General features: G+C 71.9%; 16 protein-coding genes. 14 read left to right on the top strand and 2 right to left on the bottom strand.

The features are described 5' to 3' along the window. The 4 genes from ACZ4VK_RS30925 (at position 1) to ACZ4VK_RS30940 (ending at position 4,525) form a co-directional block, all read left to right on the top strand. The gene (locus ACZ4VK_RS30925; RefSeq protein ID WP_468359261.1) at positions 1-1,623 is read left to right on the top strand and encodes a YifB family Mg chelatase-like AAA ATPase; all 1,623 of its coding nucleotides are present in this window, start codon (positions 1-3) and stop codon (positions 1,621-1,623) included. Further along, the gene (gene dprA, locus ACZ4VK_RS30930; protein ID WP_468359264.1) at positions 1,620-2,828 is read left to right on the top strand and encodes a DNA-processing protein DprA; all 1,209 of its coding nucleotides are present in this window, start codon (positions 1,620-1,622) and stop codon (positions 2,826-2,828) included. Before ACZ4VK_RS30925 ends, dprA begins: the two co-directional genes overlap by 4 nt. Before the next feature lie 239 nt (positions 2,829-3,067). Beyond that, on the top strand, positions 3,068-3,904 hold the full coding sequence (whiG, locus tag ACZ4VK_RS30935) for an RNA polymerase sigma factor WhiG (protein WP_125746154.1): 837 nt from the start codon (positions 3,068-3,070) through the stop codon (positions 3,902-3,904). Between the two features lie 72 nt (positions 3,905-3,976). Next, complete coding sequence (locus ACZ4VK_RS30940; protein ID WP_468359527.1) at positions 3,977-4,525, top strand: TetR/AcrR family transcriptional regulator; 549 nt, start codon at positions 3,977-3,979, stop codon at positions 4,523-4,525. Positions 4,526-4,542: 17 nt separating this feature from the next. Here ACZ4VK_RS30940 and ACZ4VK_RS30945 read toward each other — a convergent pair whose 3' ends face one another. After that, entirely contained in the window at positions 4,543-4,992 is a 450-nt protein-coding gene (locus ACZ4VK_RS30945) for a M23 family metallopeptidase (RefSeq protein ID WP_468359268.1), read from the bottom strand. A 257-nt stretch (positions 4,993-5,249) separates the two neighbouring features. Here ACZ4VK_RS30945 and rpsB point away from each other — a divergent pair, with 257 nt between their 5' ends. The 10 genes from rpsB to ACZ4VK_RS30995 all read left to right on the top strand — a co-directional run bounded on the left by rpsB (position 5,250) and on the right by ACZ4VK_RS30995 (position 15,801). After that, positions 5,250-6,164: a 30S ribosomal protein S2 gene (rpsB, locus tag ACZ4VK_RS30950; protein WP_468359271.1), complete on the top strand. Its 915-nt coding sequence runs from the start codon at positions 5,250-5,252 to the stop codon at positions 6,162-6,164. Between the two features lie 102 nt (positions 6,165-6,266). Further along, entirely contained in the window at positions 6,267-7,103 is an 837-nt protein-coding gene (tsf, locus tag ACZ4VK_RS30955; RefSeq protein WP_468359274.1) for a translation elongation factor Ts, read from the top strand. Positions 7,104-7,267: 164 nt separating this feature from the next. Beyond that, positions 7,268-8,032 carry a UMP kinase gene (gene pyrH, locus ACZ4VK_RS30960; RefSeq protein ID WP_384109919.1) on the top strand — a complete coding sequence of 255 codons (765 nt, stop codon included), beginning with the start codon at positions 7,268-7,270 and terminating at the stop codon, positions 8,030-8,032. 94 nt (positions 8,033-8,126) lie between these two features. Further along, positions 8,127-8,684, top strand: coding sequence for a ribosome recycling factor (frr, locus tag ACZ4VK_RS30965; protein ID WP_468359277.1), 558 nt, complete (start codon positions 8,127-8,129; stop codon positions 8,682-8,684). Further along, a complete protein-coding gene (locus ACZ4VK_RS30970; protein ID WP_468359280.1) occupies positions 8,684-9,787 on the top strand; it encodes a phosphatidate cytidylyltransferase in 1,104 nt (367 codons plus the stop codon). Before frr ends, ACZ4VK_RS30970 begins: the two co-directional genes overlap by 1 nt. Positions 9,788-9,959: 172 nt before the next feature. After that, a complete protein-coding gene (rlmN, locus tag ACZ4VK_RS30975) occupies positions 9,960-11,072 on the top strand; it encodes a dual-specificity RNA methyltransferase RlmN (RefSeq protein ID WP_468359283.1) in 1,113 nt (370 codons plus the stop codon). 212 nt (positions 11,073-11,284) lie between these two features. Beyond that, positions 11,285-12,379: a thiamine ABC transporter substrate-binding protein gene (locus ACZ4VK_RS30980; RefSeq protein ID WP_468359286.1), complete on the top strand. Its 1,095-nt coding sequence runs from the start codon at positions 11,285-11,287 to the stop codon at positions 12,377-12,379. Positions 12,380-12,417: 38 nt separating this feature from the next. Beyond that, positions 12,418-14,031 (top strand): ABC transporter permease, encoded by a 1,614-nt coding sequence (locus tag ACZ4VK_RS30985; protein WP_468359530.1) that lies wholly within the window; start codon positions 12,418-12,420, stop codon positions 14,029-14,031. Next, the gene (locus tag ACZ4VK_RS30990) at positions 14,031-15,059 is read left to right on the top strand and encodes an ABC transporter ATP-binding protein (protein ID WP_468359289.1); all 1,029 of its coding nucleotides are present in this window, start codon (positions 14,031-14,033) and stop codon (positions 15,057-15,059) included. Before ACZ4VK_RS30985 ends, ACZ4VK_RS30990 begins: the two co-directional genes overlap by 1 nt. Positions 15,060-15,153: 94 nt before the next feature. Then, a complete protein-coding gene (locus tag ACZ4VK_RS30995) occupies positions 15,154-15,801 on the top strand; it encodes a dihydrofolate reductase family protein (RefSeq protein ID WP_468359292.1) in 648 nt (215 codons plus the stop codon). 11 nt (positions 15,802-15,812) lie between these two features. Here the strand turns inward: ACZ4VK_RS30995 and ACZ4VK_RS31000 are convergent, their stop codons facing one another. Continuing rightward, on the bottom strand, positions 15,813-16,787 hold the full coding sequence (locus tag ACZ4VK_RS31000) for a hypothetical protein (RefSeq protein ID WP_468359295.1): 975 nt from the start codon (positions 16,785-16,787) through the stop codon (positions 15,813-15,815). Between the last annotated feature and the right edge of the window lie 105 nt (positions 16,788-16,892).

Genomic DNA, 16,892 nt, shown 5'->3' on the forward strand with positions numbered 1-16,892 from the left:
ATGGGATTCGCCCGCACCTGCTCCGTCGCCCTCGTCGGCGTCGAAGGCGTCGTCGTCGAGGTCCAGGCCGACCTCGAACCCGGCGTCGCCGCCTTCACCCTCGTCGGCCTCCCCGACAAGAGCCTCACCGAGAGCCGCGACCGGGTCCGCGCCGCCGTCGTCAACTCCGGCGCCGAATGGCCCCAGAAGAAGCTCACCGTCGGGCTCAGCCCGGCGTCCGTGCCCAAGGGAGGCTCCGGATTCGACCTCGCTGTCGCCGCGGCGGTGCTCGGAGCCGCCGAGCGGATCGACCCGCGCGCCATCGCCGACCTCGTCCTCATCGGCGAACTCGGCCTCGACGGACGGGTGCGGCCCGTCCGCGGCATCCTGCCCGCCGTCCTCGCCGCCGCCGACGCCGGATACCACCAGGTCGTCGTCCCCGAACAGACCGCCGGCGAAGCCGCGCTCGTCCCCGGGGTCTCCGTCCTCGGCGTCCGCAGCCTCCGACAGCTCATCGCCGTCCTCACCGACGAACCCGTCCCCGAAGAGGAACCGACGGAGGCGGGCCGACCCGACGCCATGCTCGCGGGACTCCTCGTCCCCGGAGCCGGCATCGGCACCGGACTCGCGCCCGACCCCGCCGACCCGTCCGGAGGCCCCGACCTGGCCGACGTCGCCGGCCAGCACCGCGCCCGCCGCGCCCTGGAAGTGGCCGCCGCCGGCAGCCACCACCTGCTGCTCTCCGGCCCACCCGGCGCCGGAAAGACGATGCTGGCCGAGCGCCTCCCCGGCATCCTCCCGCCCCTCACCCGACAGGAATCCCTCGAAGTCACCGCCGTCCACTCGGTCGCCGGCATCCTCCCGCCCGGCGAACCCCTCGTCCGCCGCGCCCCCTACTGCGCGCCCCACCACTCCGCCACCATGCAGTCCCTCGTCGGCGGCGGGAACGGCCTCCCCAGGCCCGGCGCCGTCTCCCTGGCCCACCGCGGGATCCTCTTCCTCGACGAGGCCCCCGAGTTCTCGGGAAAGGTCCTCGACGCCCTCCGCCAGCCCCTCGAATCCGGACACGTCGTCATCGCCCGGGCCGCCGGAGTCGTACGGCTCCCCGCCCGCTTCCTCCTCGCCCTCGCCGCCAACCCCTGCCCCTGCGGCCGGCACACCCAGCAGGGCGCGGGCTGCGAATGCCCGGCCGCGCTCGTCCGCCGCTACCAGGCGCGCCTCTCCGGTCCCCTCCTCGACCGCGTCGACCTGCGGGTGGAGGTCGAGCCCGTCACCCGCGCCGACCTCCTCGGCCAGGGCGGCCGGGGCGAGACCAGCGCCACCGTCGCCGCCCGCGTCCGCGAGGCACGGGCCCGCGCCGCCGCCCGCCTCGACGGCACCCCCTGGAACGTCAACAGCGAGATCCCCGGTCATGAACTCCGTACGCGCTACCTCGCCGCACCCGGAGCCCTCGCGACCGCCGAACGCGACATCGAACGCGGCCTGCTCACCGCCCGCGGCCTCGACCGCGTGCTCAGGGTCGCCTGGACCGTCGCCGACCTCGCAGGACACGACCGTCCCGACAACCAGGACATCGCCCTCGCCCTCGAACTGCGCACCGGCATCACCCGCGGCGTACCCGTCGGAGCGGGGGAGCGCGCATGACCGCCCCCACCCGTCTCGCCGAACGACGGGCCCGCGCCACCCTCAGCCGGGCCGTCGAACCCGGTGACGAACACGCGGGCCGCTGGCTCCACCGCTACGGAGCCACCGGCTTCCTCGACCGACTGCTCCACCCCACGGAGGCCCCGGACGCCTTCGACGCCGCCGACTCCGGTGGTTCCGGCGGGGGTGGCCCCTTTCCCGGTACGGGGCAGAAGCGCGTCGCCTCGTGGCGGCGGCGCGCCACCGCGGCGGACCCCGACCGCGACCTCGCCGCCATCCACGACCTCGGCGGCCGGTTCCTCATCCCCGGCGACACCGAATGGCCCCGTCAACTCGACGACCTCGAAGACGCCCGCCCCCTCGGCCTCTGGGTCAGAGGCCCGGCCGACCTGCGCACCTGGGCCCTCCGCTCCGTCGCCCTCGTCGGCGCCCGCGCCTGCACCCCGTACGGCGCCCACACCGCGGCCGACCTCGCCACCGGCCTGGCCCGCCGGGGCTGGGTCGTCGTCTCCGGAGCCGCCTACGGCATCGACGGCGCCGCTCACCGCGGCGCGCTCGCGGCAGCCGGAGCCACCGTCGCCGTCCTCGCCTGCGGGGTCGACACCCCGTACCCCCGAGGCCATGACCAGCTCATCCGGCGCATCGCGGAACAGGGGCTCGTCGTGGGGGAGTTGCCACCCGACAGTCATCCCACACCCAGCCGCTTCATCCTGCGCAACCGTGTCATCGCCGCCCTCACCCGGGGAACCGTCGTCATCGAGGCCCAGCACCGCAGCGGCTCCCTCGTCACCGCCCGCGCAGCCGCGAGGCTCGGCCGCCACACCATGGGCGTCCCCGGACCCGTCACCAGCGCACTCTCCGCGGGCGTCCATGAACTCCTGCGCGGCGACGCCACCCTCGTCACCGACGCCGACGAGATCATCGAACTCGTCGGTGACATGGGTGAGCTCGCCCCGGCGCGCCGGGGCCCCGTCCTTCCCCGCGATCTCCTCGCCCCGGCGACGGCCCAGGTCCTGGAAGCGGTCCCCGCCGGTGACCCGACCCCCACGACCGTCATCGCCCGTCGCGCCGGCACCACCCCGGACGACACCCTCGCCAAGCTGTACGAACTCCACTCGCTCGGCTTCGTCGAACGGCACGGCTCCGGCTGGCAGTTGACGAGGACGGCCACCTCGGCGTCGAACGCGCGGCGAGGCGGTACTTGACCTGGAGCATTCGGGTGAAAGGGTGATGACGATGAACAACCGAGTTCTCTCGGCCGCGCCCGAGGGGCCGACGCGCGCCACGGCCCGGGTTCGAAGATGTGGCCGACGGCGTCCACCCGGAGCGGCGCCATCCGCCGATGTTCGCGCACCGCGACCGCGCACTCACGCTACGCTCACCAGAATTCCGTCCAGGACACTCCCACCGACACACCCGACAGCAGAACGGCTCAAGGCAACGCATGCCCCAGCACACCTCCGGGTCTGACCGCGCTGCGGTGCCCCCAGCAGCCCGGGGCGCCGTGCGACCACCCGCACCGACCTCCCTCGACGAACTCTGGCGGTCGTACAAGGACACGGGCGACGAGCGGCTGCGGGAGCAGCTGATCCTGCACTACTCGCCGCTCGTCAAATACGTCGCCGGACGCGTCAGCGTCGGGCTGCCGTCCAATGTGGAACAGGCCGACTTCGTCTCCTCCGGCGTCTTCGGTCTCATCGACGCCATCGAGAAGTTCGACGTCGAGCGGGCCATCAAGTTCGAGACGTACGCCATCACCCGCATCCGCGGCGCCATGATCGACGAGCTCCGCGCCCTCGACTGGATCCCCCGCTCCGTCCGCCAGAAGGCGCGCAACGTCGAACGCGCCTACGCGACCCTCGAGGCCCAGCTCCGGCGCACGCCCTCCGAGAGCGAGGTGGCCGCGGAGATGGACGTCACCCTGGAGGAACTGCACGCGGTTTTCAGCCAGTTGTCCCTGGCGAACGTGGTCGCCCTGGAGGAGCTGCTGCACGTCGGCGGCGAGGGCGGCGACCGGCTCTCCCTGATGGACACCCTCGAGGACACCGCCGCCGACAACCCCGTCGAGGTCGCCGAGGACCGCGAGCTGCGCCGGCTCCTCGCCCGCGCCATCAACACGCTCCCCGAGCGGGAGAAGACCGTCGTCACGCTCTACTACTACGAGGGCCTCACGCTCGCCGAGATCGGCAACGTCCTTGGCGTCACCGAGAGCCGCGTCAGCCAGATCCACACCAAGTCCGTCCTCCAGCTCCGCGCCAAGCTGGCCGACGTCGGACGCTGACACGGCGCGAGCCGGTCGTACAGTGGAGCCGTGCCCAGGATTCGAGCGGCCTCCGTGGCCGAGCACCGGACGATGCAGCGCGGCGCCCTCCTGGACGCCGCGCGTTCCCTGCTGTCGGAGGGCGGGACGGAGGCGCTGACCTTCCCCGCACTCGCCGAGCGCACGGGCCTCGCCCGTTCCTCCGTGTACGAGTACTTCCGATCGCGCGCGGCCGTCGTCGAGGAACTGTGCGCCGTCGACTTCCCCGTCTGGGCCGCCGAGGTCGAGGTCGCCATGGACGGTGCCGAGACCCCGCAGGGCAAGGTCGAGGCGTACGTCCGCAAGCAGCTGGAGCTGGTCGGGGACCGGCGCCACCGCGCGGTCGTCGCCATCTCGGCGAGCGAGCTCGACGACGGCGCCCGCGAGAAGATCCGCGCGGCCCACGGCGGTCTCGTCGCCATGATCGTCGAAGCGCTCGCCGATCTCGGCCAGGCCCAGCCCCGGCTGGGCGCCATGCTCCTCCAGGGCGTCGTCGACGCCGCCGTCCGCCGCATCGAGCTCGGCGCCGCCGAGGACCCCGCGGAGATCGCCGAGGCGGCCGTCACGATGGCCCTCCACGGCGTCAACGGCACCACGGCCTGACGCCCCTCGGCAGCCCCTCATTCGCCTGGCGGCAGCAGACGTGAGGGGGCTCCGCGGGTCAGGATCAGCGGGTTCAGATAGGTGTCGCCGCGGAGCAGCCCCCAGTGGAGGCAGGTCTCCGGGCAGTGGGTGCCGGCGGCCACCCGGGCGATCGGGGTGCCCGCACGGACCGGCGTGCCCGTCGCCACCAGCGGAGTCACCGGGGAGAAGGTCGTCCGGAGCGGGGGAGTGCCCATACCCGGGAGGGTGAGGGTGACGACTCCGCGGCCGCCGACCGGGCCCGCGAAGGTGACCGTCCCCGCGGCCGGGGCCAGGACCGGGGTGTCCGGCGGCGCGGCCAGATCGACGCCGCGGTGCCCGGCGGCGTACGGCCCGGCCGGGGGCTGCCAGCCGCGGACGACCACGGGAGGCGGTGGACCCACGGGCCACAGCAGCCCGAGGGTGAGGATCAGTGCCGTGAGACGCATGGGGAAAGGCTCCCCGCGGTGACCGCTCCGGACCGGTCGCGGACCGGATCTGTGGACTGCTCGCAGCTTGTGGACAGGGCCGTCACCCGGCGCTCCCGGGGTCCCGTACACTTCCTATGGCGACCCGGGTCACCGGGTCGACTTCGCACGCCCCGCCACCCGGCCCTCACCGGTCGATGGCAGCGCCTTTTCGGTCCCTCGTGGCACGGCGCGTCGGGGCGTCAGGACATAACCGAGAAACCCAAGGAGATACGGCCATGGCCGTCGTCACGATGCGGGAGCTGCTGGAGAGCGGCGTCCACTTCGGTCACCAGACCCGTCGTTGGAACCCGAAGATGAAGCGCTTCATCTTCACGGAGCGCAACGGCATCTACATCATCGACCTGCTCCAGTCGCTGTCGTACATCGACCGCGCCTACGAGTTCGTCAAGGAGACCGTCGCGCACGGCGGCTCCATCATGTTCGTCGGTACGAAGAAGCAGGCCCAGGAGGCCATCGCCGAGCAGGCGACGCGCGTCGGCATGCCGTACGTCAACCAGCGTTGGCTCGGTGGCATGCTCACCAACTTCTCCACCGTCTACAAGCGTCTGCAGCGCCTCAAGGAGCTCGAGCAGATCGACTTCGAGGATGTGGCCGCCTCCGGCCTCACCAAGAAGGAGCTCCTGGTCCTCTCCCGCGAGAAGGCCAAGCTGGAGAAGACCCTCGGTGGTATCCGCGAGATGTCCAAGGTTCCCAGCGCCGTCTGGATCGTGGACACCAAGAAGGAGCACATCGCCGTCGGCGAGGCTCGCAAGCTGAAGATCCCGGTCGTCGCGATCCTCGACACCAACTGCGACCCCGACGAGGTCGACTACAAGATCCCGGGCAACGACGACGCGATCCGCTCCGTCACCCTGCTCACCCGCGTGATCGCCGACGCCGTCGCCGAGGGCCTCATCGCCCGCTCCGGCGCCGCGACCGGCGACTCGAAGCCGGGCGAGAAGGCCGCCGGCGAGCCCCTCGCCGAGTGGGAGCGCGACCTGCTCGAGGGTGAGAAGAAGGCCGACGAGACCGTCGAGGCCCCCGCCGCCGAGGCCGCCCCGGCCGAGGCTGCCGCCGAGACCGTCGAGGCTCCGGCCGAGGCCGCTGCCGAGGCCACCGAGGCTCCGGCCGCGGACGCCGAGCAGGCCTGACCCTTCAGGACCTTCGGGTGACGACGGCGGGGGCCCACAAAGCCCCCGCCGTCCACCCGTGGACCCGCCCGATCTTTCAGACTTCGAGAGAGAAACAGACTCATGGCGAACTACACCGCCGCTGACGTCAAGAAGCTCCGCGAGCTCACCGGCGCCGGCATGATGGACTGCAAGAAGGCCCTGGACGAGGCCGACGGCAACGTCGACAAGGCCGTCGAGGCGCTGCGCATCAAGGGCCAGAAGGGTGTCGCCAAGCGTGAGGGCCGCTCCGCCGAGAACGGCGCCGTGGTCTCCCTCATCGCCGACGACAACACCTCCGGTGTCCTCGTCGAGCTGAAGTGCGAGACGGACTTCGTCGCCAAGGGTGACAAGTTCCAGGCCGTCGCCGACAAGCTCGCCGCCCACGTCGCCGCCACCTCCCCGGCCGACCTGGACGCGCTGCTCGCCTCCGAGATCGAGGCCGGCAAGACCGTGCAGGCGTTCGTCGACGAGGCCAACGCCAACCTCGGCGAGAAGATCGTCCTGGACCGCTTCGCGCAGTACGCCGACGGCTTCGTCTACGCGTACATGCACCGCACGATGCCGGACCTCCCGCCGCAGATCGGTGTCCTCGTCGAGTTCGACAAGGCCGACGCCGCCGTCGCCAAGGGTGTCGCCCAGCACATCGCCGCCTTCGCGCCGAAGTACCTCACCCGTGAGGACGTTCCGGCCGAGGTCGTCGAGACCGAGCGTCGCGTCGCCGAGGAGACCACCCGCGCCGAGGGCAAGCCCGAGGCCGCGCTCCCGAAGATCGTCGAGGGTCGCGTGAACGGCTTCTTCAAGGACGCGACGCTGCTCGGTCAGCCGTACGCCCTTGACAACAAGAAGTCCGTCCAGCAGATCCTGGACGAGGCCGGTGTCACCCTGAAGCGCTTCACGCGCATCAAGGTCGGCATCTGAGTCCGGTCGCGAACGCGACGGACGTCGGACCCCCCGGTAGGGTCTGAGGCAGTCGTCCGCGCACGCGCAGGACGACCGCAGATCTGACAGGAGGCCATTGCCGTACGGGAAACCGCGAGGACCCAAGGCAATGGCCTCCTTCGTATGTGCACGAGGAGATCTCCATGAACCAGGGCGCCGTACAGGGCGACGACAACAACGGCAGGACGGCCGGGCGCTACATGCTGAAGCTGTCCGGAGAGGCCTTCTCCGGCGGTACCGGCCTGGGTGTCGACCCCAACGTCGTGCACGCCATCGCGCGTGAGATCGCGGCGGTCGTCCGCGACGGCGCGGAGATCGCGGTGGTGATCGGCGGCGGTAACTTCTTCCGTGGCGCCGAGCTCCAGCAGCGCGGCATGGACCGGGCCCGGTCCGACTACATGGGCATGCTCGGAACGGTGATGAACTGCCTCGCCCTCCAGGACTTCCTGGAGAAGGAGGGCATCGACTCGCGCGTCCAGACCGCCATCACCATGGGCCAGGTCGCCGAGCCGTACATCCCGCTGCGCGCCGTGCGCCACCTGGAGAAGGGCCGTGTGGTCATCTTCGGTGCGGGCATGGGCATGCCGTACTTCTCCACCGACACCACGGCGGCCCAGCGTGCGCTGGAGATCGACGCCGAGGCCCTGCTCATGGGCAAGAACGGCGTGGACGGCGTCTACGACTCCGACCCCAAGAGCAACCCCGACGCGGTCAAGTTCGACGCGCTCGAGTACGGCGAGGTGCTCTCCCGCGACCTCAAGGTCGCCGACGCCACCGCCATCACCCTGTGCCGGGACAACAACCTCCCGATCCTCGTCTTCGAACTGCTCACCGAGGGCAATATCGCTCGCGCGGTGAAGGGTGAGAAGATCGGCACGCTCGTGAGCGACCAGGGCACCCGGGCCTGACCCGAACCGGGGAACCGCCCCGCAAGGGGATGGACAGAGCCCTGCCGGTCGTACACCGTGCAGGACACAACGCGACGACACGCAGGAGCATGTGGTGATCGAAGAGACCCTCCTCGAGGCCGAGGAGAAGATGGAGAAGGCCGTCGTGGTCGCCAAGGAGGACTTCGCCGCGATCCGCACCGGCCGTGCGCACCCGGCGATGTTCAACAAGATCGTGGCGGACTACTACGGTGCCATCACCCCCATCAACCAGCTCGCGTCGTTCTCCGTCCCGGAGCCGCGCATGGCTGTGGTGACCCCGTTCGACAAGAGCGCGCTGCGCAACATCGAGCAGGCCATCCGCGACTCGGACCTCGGCGTCAACCCGAGCAACGACGGCAACATCATCCGGGTGGTGTTCCCCGAGCTGACCGAGGAGCGCCGTCGGGAGTACATCAAGGTCGCCAAGAGCAAGGCCGAGGACTCGAAGATCTCGATCCGCTCGGTCCGCCGCAAGGCCAAGGAGACCATCGACAAGTTCGTCAAGGACGGCGAGGTCGGCGAGGACGAGGGCCGCCGCGCCGAGAAGGAGCTCGACGACACCACCGCGAAGTACGTCGCGCAGGTGGACGAGCTGCTCAAGCACAAGGAAGCCGAGCTGCTCGAGGTCTGATGAACGACTCTTCCTGGGGCGCCCCGGCCGGTACCGGCCGTAGGGGACCCGACCAGGGGCCCGTCCCGGCGGGTCCCGCATACGATCGGCATCAGGCGGCGCAGACTCGGCCCATGCCCATCGTGCCCGACGTTCCCGCCGGCGGATTCCAGGACGGTCACGGCCGGGGGGCCGCTCACCAGAGCGGTCCCCTGTTCCGTGACGAGACGCCGCACGAGCACCCGCAGGAGCCCATGCACAACCCCGCCCCGCCTCCGCCGCCCGCACCGACGGGGCCACGGCAGAAGAAGAGCGCGGGGCGGGACCTGGGCGCGGCCATAGGGGTCGGGGTCGGACTCGGCGCGGTCATCGTCGCCTCGCTCTTCATCTGGAAGCCGGCGTTCATCGGGGTGATAGCGGTCGCCGTGGTGGTCGGGCTCTGGGAGCTCACCTCGCGCCTCCAGGAGCGCAAGGCGATCAAGGCTCCGCTGGTCCCGCTCGCGGTCGGCGGCGCGGCGATGGTCGTCGCCGGCTATGTACGGGGCGCCGAGGGCGCCTGGGTGGCGATGGCGCTCACGGCGCTCGCGGTGCTCGTCTGGCGGATGACGGAGCCTCCCGAGGGCTATCTGAAGGACGTCACGGCGGGCGTGTTCGCCGCGTTCTACGTGCCGTTCCTCGCGACCTTCGTGGCGCTCCTCCTTGCCGCGGACGACGGCCCGCAGCGGGTGCTCACCTTCCTGATCCTGACGGTGGTCAGCGACACCGGGGCGTACGCGGTCGGCTGGCGCTTCGGCAAGCACAAGCTGGCCCCGAGGATCAGCCCCGGCAAGACCCGGGAGGGTCTGGTCGGCGCGGTGACGTTCGCGATGGCGGCGGGCGCGCTGTGCATGGAGTTCCTGATCGACGGGGGCGCCTGGTGGCAGGGGCTGATCATCGGCCTCGCGGTGGCGGCGAGCGCGACGCTCGGCGACCTCGGCGAGTCGATGATCAAGCGTGACCTGGGCATCAAGGACATGGGCACGCTGCTGCCGGGGCACGGCGGCATCATGGACCGCTTGGACTCGCTGCTGCCGACGGCGCCGGTGGTGTGGCTGCTGCTCGCTCTGTTCGTCGGAACGGCTTGACGGACACCGGGTACTCTGGAAGGGCTCGTGGCGCGTGCGCCGCGGGCCCTTCCGTCGTCCTCGCCGCTGCGGGGATGTTCCAGTGAGGTCTCCTGGCTCCGGCATCGTGATGCCGCGGTCCCCGTCTTCCCGGGGATGCCAGACCTCGTGCCGTCTGAGGAGACACCCGATCGTGGCCCGTCCAGTGCCCGGAGAACTCACTTTCGTCGCCCCCCGCGGAGCCAAGCTGCCGCCGCGGCACCTGGCCGACCTGACGCCGGCCGAGCGGAAGGAGGCCGTCGCCGCGATCGGCGAGAAGCCCTTCCGCGCCAAGCAGCTGTCCACGCACTACTTCGCGCGGTACGCGCACGATCCCGCCGAGTGGACGGACATCCCGGCCGCCTCGCGGGAGAAGCTGGCCGGGGAGCTGCTGCCCGACCTGATGTCCGTGGTCCGGCACATCTCGTGCGACGACGACACCACCCGTAAGACCCTGTGGCGGCTGCACGACGGCACGCTCGTCGAGTCGGTGCTCATGCGCTATCCGGACCGGGTGACCATGTGCATCTCCTCGCAGGCCGGCTGCGGGATGAACTGCCCGTTCTGCGCGACGGGCCAGGCCGGGCTCGACCGGAACCTGTCGACCGCCGAGATCGTGCACCAGATCGTGGACGGCATGCGCTCCCTGCGGGACGGGGAGGTGCCCGGCGGGCCGGCGCGGCTCTCCAACATCGTGTTCATGGGCATGGGCGAGCCGCTCGCGAACTACAAGCGGGTCGTCGGCGCGATCCGGCGGCTCACCGACCCCGAGCCGGACGGTCTGGGGCTCTCGCAGCGCGGGATCACGGTCTCCACCGTCGGTCTCGTGCCCGCGATGCTGCGCTTCGCGGACGAGGGCTTCAAGTGCCGGCTCGCGGTCTCGCTGCACGCTCCGGACGACGAGCTGCGCGACACCCTGGTGCCGGTGAACACGCGCTGGAAGGTGCGCGAGGTCCTCGACGCCGCCTGGGAGTACGCGGAGAAGTCCGGGCGCCGGATCTCCATCGAGTACGCGCTCATCCGGGACATCAACGACCAGGCCTGGCGTGGTGACCTGCTCGGCCGGCTGCTCAAGGGCAAGCGGGTGCACGTCAACCTGATCCCGCTGAACCCGACGCCGGGCTCGAAGTGGACGGCGTCCCGTCCCGAGGACGAGAAGGCCTTCGTCGAGGCCATCGCCCGCCACGGCGTGCCGGTGACCGTCCGGGACACCCGCGGTCAGGAGATCGACGGCGCCTGTGGACAGCTCGCGGCGTCCGAACGCTGACCTTGTACTCTGAGCTCGAACACATCTTCATATTCCGACAGGGGAGCGCCACAGCGCTGAGAGTGCGGTCACCGTAGGACCGCAGACCCTCTGAACCTCGCCCAGGTCATTCTGGGTAGGGAGTTCGGTCGTAACTCAAGCTGTTGCGCCCTGCCCACCTTCGGGTGGGCGGGGCCGCGTCTCTTCCTGGTCACACCCAGGAGGAAAATCCAGTGAGCATCACCAAAGCCGCCGCCGCCGCGCTCGTCGCGGCACTCGGCGTCACCAGCCTCGCCGCCTGCGGCACCGACGACGTCCGGGGCTCGGCAGACAAGACGGACCGGCCCGCGCCGAAGACGGTGACGCTGGTCAGCCACGACTCGTTCAACGCCTCCAAGGAGGTGCTCGCGGCGTTCACCAAGGAGACCGGCTTCACGGTCAAGGTGCTGAAGAGCGGCGACGCCGGCGAGGCCGTCAACAAGGAGATCCTGACCAAGGGCTCCCCGCAGGGCGACGTCTTCTTCGGCGTCGACAACACCCTGCTCTCCCGCGCCCTCGACAACGGGATCTTCGTCCCGTACGAGGCGAAGGGCGTGGACCGCGTCCCGGCGGAGTACCGCCTCGACAAGGAGAACCGGGTCACGCCGATCGACACCGGCGACATCTGCGTCAACTACGACAAGAAGTACTTCGCCGACAAGAAGCTGGCGCCGCCGCAGACCTTCGAGGACCTGGCGGAGCCCGCGTACAAGAACCTGCTCGTCGTCGAGAACCCCGAGCGCTCCTCGCCGGGCCTCGGATTCCTCCTCGGTACGGCCGCGAGGTACGGCGACGACGGCTGGCAGGACTACTGGACGAAGCTCAAGGCCAACGGTGTGAAGACCGTCGACAGCTGGGAGCTCGCCTACAACCAGGAGTTCTCCGGCTCGGCCGGAGGCAGGCAGGCCAAGGGCGACCGGCCGCTCGTCGTGTCGTACGCCTCCAGCCCGCCCGTCGAGGTGCTCTACGGCGAGCCGCAGCCGAAGGCGGCGCCCACCGGCGTCGCCACCGGCACCTGCTTCCGGCAGACCGAGTTCGCGGGCCTGCTGAACGGGGCGAAGAACCCCGAGGGCGGCAAGGCGCTGATCGACTTCCTGATCTCGAAGAAGTTCCAGGAGGACATGCCGCTCCAGATGTTCGTGAACCCGGTGGCGAAGGACGCCGTCCTGCCGGAGCTCTTCACGAAGCACGGGGTGGTCGTCGACAAGCCCGAGACGATGGCGCCCGAGAAGATCGCCGAGAAGCGCGACGCATGGATCCAGCAGTGGTCGTCGCTCGTTCTGAAGTAGTCCCCGGCCGCGGGGGAAGCGCGGCGCGGCTCGGCCTGATGGCCGCGCCCGTCGCCTTCTTCGCGCTCTTCTTCGCCTGGCCCGTCCTCTCGATCGTCGAGCGCGGGCTGCGGGTCGAGGGGGCGTGGCAGTTCGGCCGGTTCGGCGAGACGCTGAGCCGGCCGGAGATTCTCGACGTCCTGTGGTTCACGCTCTGGCAGGCACTCGCCTCCACCGGGCTCACCCTGCTGATCGCGCTGCCCGGCGCGTACGTCTTCGCGCGCTTCGACTTTCCCGGCAAGGGGCTGCTGCGCGCCGTCGTCACCGTGCCCTTCGTGATGCCGACCGTCATGGTCGGCACGGCCTTCCTGGCGCTCGTCGGGCGCGGCGGGCTCCTCGACGAGCTGTGGGGCGTCCGGCTCGACACCACCGTCTGGGCGATCCTGATCGCCCATGTGTTCTTCAACTACGCCGTCGTCGTGCGGACCGTCGGCGGCCTGTGGGCGCAGCTCGACCCGCGCCAGGAGGAGGCCGCGCGGGTCCTCGGCGCGTCCCGCTGGACCGCGTGGCGGACCGTGACCCTGCCGGCGCTCGCCCCGTCCGTCGCCGCGGCCGCGCTGATGGTGTTCCTCTTCACCGCGAGCTCCTTCGCCGTCGTGCAGATCCTCGGAGGATCGACGTACTCGACCCTGGAGACGGAGATCTACCGGCAGACCGTCATCCGCTTCGATCTGACGACGGCCGCCGTCCTCACGATGGTGCAGTTCGCCGCCGTCGGCGTCGTGCTCGCCGTGCACGCCCGGACGGTCCGGCGGCGGGAGACCGCGCTGCGGATGGTGGCGCCCGAGGAGACGGCCCGCCGGCCACGGGGCCTCGGCCAGTGGGCGCTGTTCGCGGGCGTGCTGCTCTCCGTCGCCCTGCTGATCGTGCTGCCGCTCGGGGTGCTCGTCGAGCGGTCCTTCGCCACCTCCCAGGGATACGGGCTCGACTACTACCGGGCCCTGCGGACCCCGGACCCCTCCGGCACCTTCCTCGTGCCCCTCCTCGACACGATCGGGAACTCCCTCCGGTACGCCGTCGTCGCCACCCTGATCGCCCTCGTCATCGGCGGACTCGCGGCGGCCGCCCTCACGCGGCGCGCCGGGCGGCTCGTACGGGGCTTCGACGCGCTCCTCATGCTGCCGCTCGGGGTGTCCGCCGTGACCGTCGGCTTCGGCTTCCTCATCACCCTCGACGAGCCGCCGTTCGACCTGCGGGCCAGCTGGATCCTCGTCCCGCTCGCGCAGGCCCTCGTCGGCGTCCCCTTCGTCGTACGGACCATGCTGCCGGTGCTCCGTGCGGTGGACGAGCGGCTGCGGGAGGCGGCGGCCGTGCTCGGGGCCTCGCCGTGGCGGGCCTGGCGGGAGGTGGACCTGCCGCTCGTGCGGCGGGCGCTGCTCATCGCCGCTGGATTCGCCTTCGCCGTCTCGCTCGGCGAGTTCGGCGCGACGGTCTTCATCGCCCGGCCCGACAGCCCGACGCTCCCGGTGGCCGTCGCCCGGCTCCTCGGCCGGCCGGGCGAACTCAACTACGGCCAGGCCATGGCCCTCTCGACGATCCTCATGGTGGTGTGCGCGGTGTCCCTGCTGCTGCTCGAACGGCTCCGGACCGATCGCACCTCCGGGGAGTTCTGATGCTGAGACTCGACGGGGCGACCGTACGGTTCGGGCGGCGGACCGCGCTCGACGCCGTGGACCTGGAGGTCGCCGACCACGAGATCGTGTGCGTGCTCGGCCCGAGCGGCAGCGGCAAGTCCACGCTGCTGCGGGCCGTCGCCGGGCTCCAGCCGCTCGACGGCGGCCGGGTGCTGCTCGGCGGCGCCGACCAGGGCGGGGTGCCGGTGCACCGGCGCGGGGTCGGCCTGATGTTCCAGGACCACCAGCTGTTCCCCCAGCGGGACGTCGCCGGCAACGTCGCCTTCGGCCTGCGGATGCGGGGAGCGGGCCGCGCCGAGCAGAGCGAACGGGTCGCGGAGCTGCTCGACCTCGTCGGTCTGCCGGGGGCCGGGCGGCGGTCCGTCGCCGCGCTCTCCGGCGGCGAACAGCAGCGGGTCGCACTGGCCCGCGCGCTCGCCCCCCGGCCACGGCTGCTCATGCTGGACGAACCGCTCGGCCAGCTCGACCGGGGGCTGCGGGAGCGGCTCGTCGTGGAGCTGCGGCAGCTGTTCGGGCGGCTCGGGACGACGGTCCTCGCGGTCACCCACGACCAGGGCGAGGCGTTCGCGCTCGCGGACCGGGTGGTGGTCATGCGGGACGGACGGATCGCCCAGTCGGGTGCGCCCGTCGACGTGTGGTCGCGGCCGGCCTCGGAGTTCGTGGCCCGTTTCCTGGGCTTCGACAACGTGGTGGCGGCCCGGGTGAGCGGGACCGCCGCGGACACCGTGTGGGGGAAGGTCCCGGTGCCGGAGGGCGCGCCGCAGGGCGAGCGCCGGCTCCTCGTCAGGCCGGGCGGGGTGCGTCTCGTACCGGCGGAGGACGGGCGGGTCTGGACCGTGGAGTCCCGGACGTTCCGGGGCAGCCGGGTGGCCGTACGGCTCCGTCCGGCGGACGGGCCCTCGCTCGAGGCGGAGTTCCCGCTGCGGGAGGTGCCCGAGGAGGGCGCCCTGACGGGGGTGGCCTTCCGGGCTGAGGACGTGGTGGTGCTCGGCGACGACGCGCCGTAGCGGTGAGACCCCCTGGTACGTGCGATGAGTTCTGCCCGCCGGGGGAGTCTCCTTTCTGTCGAGTCGTCTCTTCGTCGATCGCAGGAGGAAAGCCGTGGGCCAGCTGCTCAGAGTCCAGAACTTCATGGTCTCGTCCGACGGGTTCGGTGCCGGTGAGGGCCAGAGCCTGGAGAGGCCGTTCGGCCACGCGGATCCGGGGGAGCTGTTCGCCTGGGCGGGCGCCACGGCGAGCTGGCCCAGGCGCACCGAGCCCGGCGGAAGCCGTGGCCTCGACGACTACTTCACGCGGGACTTCGCCCGGAACATCGGCGCGGAGATCATGGGCCGCAACAAGTTCGGCCCGCAGCGCGGGCCCTGGCAGGACGACGAGTGGCAGGGCTGGTGGGGCGACGAGCCGCCGTTCGGCACCCCGGTGTTCGTCATGACCCACCATCCGCGGCCCTCGTTCACGCTCTCGGACACCACGTTCCACTTCGTCGACGCCGACCCGGCCACGGTGCTCGCCCGGGCGCGGGAGGCGGCGCGGGGCAAGGACGTCCGCCTCGGCGGCGGGGCCACCACGATCCGGGAGTTCCTCGACGCTGACCTCGTCGACACCCTGCACGTCGCGGTCGCGCCGGTGAAGCTCGGGTCCGGGGTGCGGCTCTGGGAGTCGCCCGACGAGCTGCTCGACCGGTTCCACCGCGATGTGGTGCCAAGCCCCCGGGGCGGGGTGACGCACCACGTCTTCTGGCGGAAGTGAAGCGAGACTCCTCAGCACCGTTCGCAGGTCCGGCGGGTCGCACGCTGGTAGGCGCGGGTCGCCCGGGCCAGGGCGAGGCCGTAGCAGGCGAAGCCGCCGTAGGCGACGGCGAGGACCCAGGGGGCGTGGTCGGCCAGGCCGACGGAGACCGCGCCCGTCCAGGCGAGCACGCCGAAGGCCGCCAGGAGGGCCCCGAACGGGGCGAGCGCACCCGCCCCGGCCCATCCGAGAGCGAGCATCGGCAGCCGGGGCAGCCGCCGCCCCCAGGGGCGGGTGAGCGCGAGGGCCAGGACCATGCCGAGGACGGCGAGGACCGCGGTGACGTCCACCCCGTGGTCGTACAGCCAGAGGCCCAGGTCACTGGTGTACTCCGGGTCGGCGCCGGGGCGGCCCGAGCCCGTGAAGCCGACGGTGAGGCCCAGCGCCCAGGCCGTCTTCAGGAGCGTGTACGGGACGAGGGCGGCGACCGCGATCAGGCCGGCGCGGGTGCCGGGGTGCCCGGCCGGCGCGGGGGCGTGTCCACCGCAGTACGGGCAGGTGCCGAGGGCCCGGCGCCGGTGGGCGAGGGCCGCGTACCCCCACAGGACCGCGCCGAGGACGGCGAGGCTCTGGTTGGCCAGGGCGGCCCCGTCGACCGGCGGCTGTCCGCGGGAGAGGAACGACAGCAGGTGGAGCGGGCTGAGGAGGGCGGGGAAGCCCGAGGTCAGACAGAGCCCGACGACCGCCCACGCCGCCGTGGAGGGCCACCTCGCGTGCGGGCGGCGGAGCAGGACGTACGCGAGGAGGGCGGCGGCCCCGTACAGCACGGCGGCGGTCGCCTCGGCGGCCGTGCCCGTCCCCCTGCCGAGGAGCGCGTAGCCGAACGCGGGTCCGGTGAGGGCGGCGACGGCCGCGCCCGTGGCGTAGAGCAGCGACCAGAGGAGGGCGGCGCGGCCCACCCGGTCGAGCCCGGGTGACCGGGCGGCGAGAGGGCTCTTCGGAGTCATGCCCCGAGCCTCCCGGGCAGCGCTCCGGCGGACGTCGGCCCGTGGTCGGGTCCCGCTCCGCCGCGCGGGGGAGGCGGGGCAGGTGGGCCTGCGACGGGAGCGGTA

Source organism: Streptomyces sp. NPDC028711 (assembly GCF_055565415.1).

Excerpts from the sequence above, each read along its gene's own strand:
- ACZ4VK_RS30925 (WP_468359261.1), top strand. The coding sequence starts at position 1 with ATGGGATTCGCCCGCACCTGCTCCGTCGCCCTCGTCGGCGTCGAAGGC.
- dprA (WP_468359264.1), top strand. The coding sequence starts at position 1,620 with ATGACCGCCCCCACCCGTCTCGCCGAACGACGGGCCCGCGCCACCCTC.
- whiG (WP_125746154.1), top strand. The coding sequence starts at position 3,068 with ATGCCCCAGCACACCTCCGGGTCTGACCGCGCTGCGGTGCCCCCAGCA.
- ACZ4VK_RS30940 (WP_468359527.1), top strand. The coding sequence starts at position 3,977 with ATGCAGCGCGGCGCCCTCCTGGACGCCGCGCGTTCCCTGCTGTCGGAG.
- ACZ4VK_RS30945 (WP_468359268.1), bottom strand. The coding sequence starts at position 4,992 with ATGCGTCTCACGGCACTGATCCTCACCCTCGGGCTGCTGTGGCCCGTG.
- rpsB (WP_468359271.1), top strand. The coding sequence starts at position 5,250 with ATGGCCGTCGTCACGATGCGGGAGCTGCTGGAGAGCGGCGTCCACTTC.
- tsf (WP_468359274.1), top strand. The coding sequence starts at position 6,267 with ATGGCGAACTACACCGCCGCTGACGTCAAGAAGCTCCGCGAGCTCACC.
- pyrH (WP_384109919.1), top strand. The coding sequence starts at position 7,268 with ATGAACCAGGGCGCCGTACAGGGCGACGACAACAACGGCAGGACGGCC.
- ACZ4VK_RS30970 (WP_468359280.1), top strand. The coding sequence starts at position 8,684 with ATGAACGACTCTTCCTGGGGCGCCCCGGCCGGTACCGGCCGTAGGGGA.
- ACZ4VK_RS30985 (WP_468359530.1), top strand. The coding sequence starts at position 12,418 with ATGGCCGCGCCCGTCGCCTTCTTCGCGCTCTTCTTCGCCTGGCCCGTC.
- ACZ4VK_RS30990 (WP_468359289.1), top strand. The coding sequence starts at position 14,031 with ATGCTGAGACTCGACGGGGCGACCGTACGGTTCGGGCGGCGGACCGCG.
- ACZ4VK_RS31000 (WP_468359295.1), bottom strand. The coding sequence starts at position 16,787 with ATGACTCCGAAGAGCCCTCTCGCCGCCCGGTCACCCGGGCTCGACCGG.